This is a genomic window from Leptolyngbya sp. FACHB-36, from assembly GCF_014695955.1.
Classification (GTDB): domain Bacteria; phylum Cyanobacteriota; class Cyanobacteriia; order Leptolyngbyales; family Leptolyngbyaceae; genus FACHB-36.
The window spans coordinates 1-2,261 of sequence record NZ_JACJPG010000320.1 but is presented as its reverse complement, the minus strand read 5'-3'; the positions used below and the strand labels follow the sequence as shown (position 1 = coordinate 2,261).

Genomic DNA, 2,261 nt, shown 5'->3' with positions numbered 1-2,261 from the left:
CGGGGACGAGACGGCAGTTCGGTTAGGGTCATGAGTCCGTAAGGTCCGCGAACCCGGATCGTTTGTCCAGGCTGTAAGTCGTGCAGGTAGGCAGAACTCCAACCAACGCGAGACACGCACAGTTCAATGGTTGGGCAGCGCGAGGGCGACGACGCGATCGAGTAAATTTTGCTGAACGTGCGCCCGTCGCGATCGAACTTGGGCCAAACGGACTGCCCTGGCAAAAACTGAAACTCGTCTCGGTCCAGCTGCAGCCAAATTGATTTAATGGTGGGCGTCAGCGGCACCGATTCCACCACCGTCGCAATAAAGTCTGCCGTTGCAGAACGGCGCAGGTCTAAACATTGCATCAGTCAACGTCGCCCGTGCTTCGCAGGCGTCGAGAGGAACATCCCACGATCGACGGGCATTCTGGCTGAGAGGGAGCATTACCCTCATTCACAGTTGCGGCACAGCGCCGGATTTGCACCGGACTTTCCCCAGGCTAGAGCAGCGTCTAACCCTGGCTGGACTGATCCTCCAGACATTCGATCGCGGCTTGGGTATTGTAGCTTATACCAATTCGGAATTCGCAATTCGCAATTCGGAATTGCAGAAGCTGGAGTCCGCCTACGTTTTAGTGGTTTAGTCGGTAGCTGGAATTTAGGGAATGGGTATGACGTGTTTTGACCAAAACCTTGGAGGTTTAAGTCTCTAGGTCGGTCACGATGCTTGATCTTTGGTTGAAACCTCCGAGGTTTGCGAACGTCCTAAAAGTTACGGACGCGCTCTGAAATGTCGTGTTGCTAGCGTCACCGACTACCCCGCAACTCATCGTCCCGCGTGAAGCTGCGTGAATCCGTAGCTTGAACGGCTGCTTGAACTCTTGCACTCTTAATCTCGCGGACGCGGAATCCGCAGGCGCGGCGCTCTCGGAGCCATTAAAAGCGAGGACCAAAGCTGTTCATAGCCCTTCATCATTGCCTCTACCGTGTAGTGAGCGATCGCGCGTTCTCTGGCTTGCCGTCCTAAGCGAAGCCGCAGGGAGCGATCGTCGCGCAGGCAGCGAAGCGCATTGGCAAGCCCTGCCACGTCGTCTTTTTCAATCAGCAGTCCAGTTTCGCCGTGAATAATTGCTTCCGGCATGCTGCCGACGCGAGTTGCTACCACTGGACGCGCCGCCAGCATTGCCTCCACCATTGCCAGTGGAAATCCTTCCGATCGCGACGGCAACGCGACCGCATCGAACTGGGGTAAATAACGACGCGGATTGCTCACCCAGCCGGGAAGCTCCAGTCGATCGCGCACGCCCAGATCCGTCGCCAGCGTTTCTAGGGACTGTCGCTCCGCTCCATCGCCCAAAATGATCAGGTGCACGTCGTCCACCTGCGCCATTGCTCGTAGCAGCACATCGTGCGCCTTCATCGCGTCCAACCGCCCCACACTTCCTACGACGAGTGTTCCTGGTCGGCTCTCTGCTGCCGATTCAGTCCCGCCGCCTTCGTCCGGCACTCCATTCGGAATTGATCGCACCGATCGCCGCCCCAGCGCATAAAAATCCTCCATCCGTCGCGCACTGGCTTCTCCTACAGCAACGTGAGCATCCACCCGCAAAGACAGCGCCCGTGTGCGCCAGAGATGCAGCGCGTCGGTTGTCCGCAGCGGCAGTTGGTCTACCCGCACCACCCGCGCCCCTGGAGTCGCGATCGCCGCTGCCAGCCCGATCGCACCTGCCCACGGCGTGCAGAGATTGAGGTGAATAATGTCAGGACGCAGCCGCTGGAACCTAAACCAATGCGCCAAAACTTCTCCTGCGGGCAGCACCCACCGTGCCGCCTGCGGTCGGCGATCGGCGATCGCATCTACCACCGTTTGGCTCACACCAACCACCGTCAGGTCGATCGTCGGAGAAGCCGTTGCCACCAGATGCCCCAAGCTAATCTCCGCTCCGCCTATTCCGGCTGAATCCGTATATGCCACTACCCGCATCGGCAATGAATTTATCCTTCAGACTGTTGAACTCTTCTGTACACGTCTTCGTGCGCCTCGACGATGCTCGACCAGGAAAACTGTTGTCCAAAGCGCTGTCCAGCTACACCTAGCTGATGCCGCACACTCGCGTCGCTCAACAGACGATCGAGTTCCACTGTCAGCGCCACCGAGTCGCGGGGCGCGATCGTCCGAAGAAACGTGGCATTTGCCAAATCTGGATCGGGGGGAGTTGCACGCGTGGCAATGACAGGCAGCCCGTGTGCCAGCAGCGCCAGCAGCGATCCGCTTTT

The 2,261-nt window shown here is 58.5% G+C and carries 2 protein-coding genes, 1 pseudogene and 1 riboswitch; all 3 genes and pseudogenes read right to left on the bottom strand.

Annotated features, from left to right (window positions below; translation table 11 throughout):
* The coding region (locus tag H6F43_RS08865) for an FAD-binding oxidoreductase (protein WP_242025446.1) at positions 1-350 on the bottom strand (350 nt) is incomplete at its 3' end.
* Positions 351-383: 33 nt separating this feature from the next.
* Positions 384-515, bottom strand: a riboswitch (cobalamin riboswitch).
* Positions 516-873: 358 nt separating this feature from the next.
* Positions 874-1,968, bottom strand: coding sequence for a glycosyltransferase (locus H6F43_RS08860; protein WP_190342431.1), 1,095 nt, complete (start codon positions 1,966-1,968; stop codon positions 874-876).
* Positions 1,969-1,979: 11 nt separating this feature from the next.
* A pseudogene (locus H6F43_RS08855) lies at positions 1,980-2,261 on the bottom strand (glycosyltransferase family 1 protein); the annotation flags it as partial.

Coding starts and splice junctions, on each gene's coding strand:
- H6F43_RS08860 (WP_190342431.1), bottom strand. CDS start 1,968: ATGCGGGTAGTGGCATATACGGATTCAGCCGGAATAGGCGGAGCGGAG.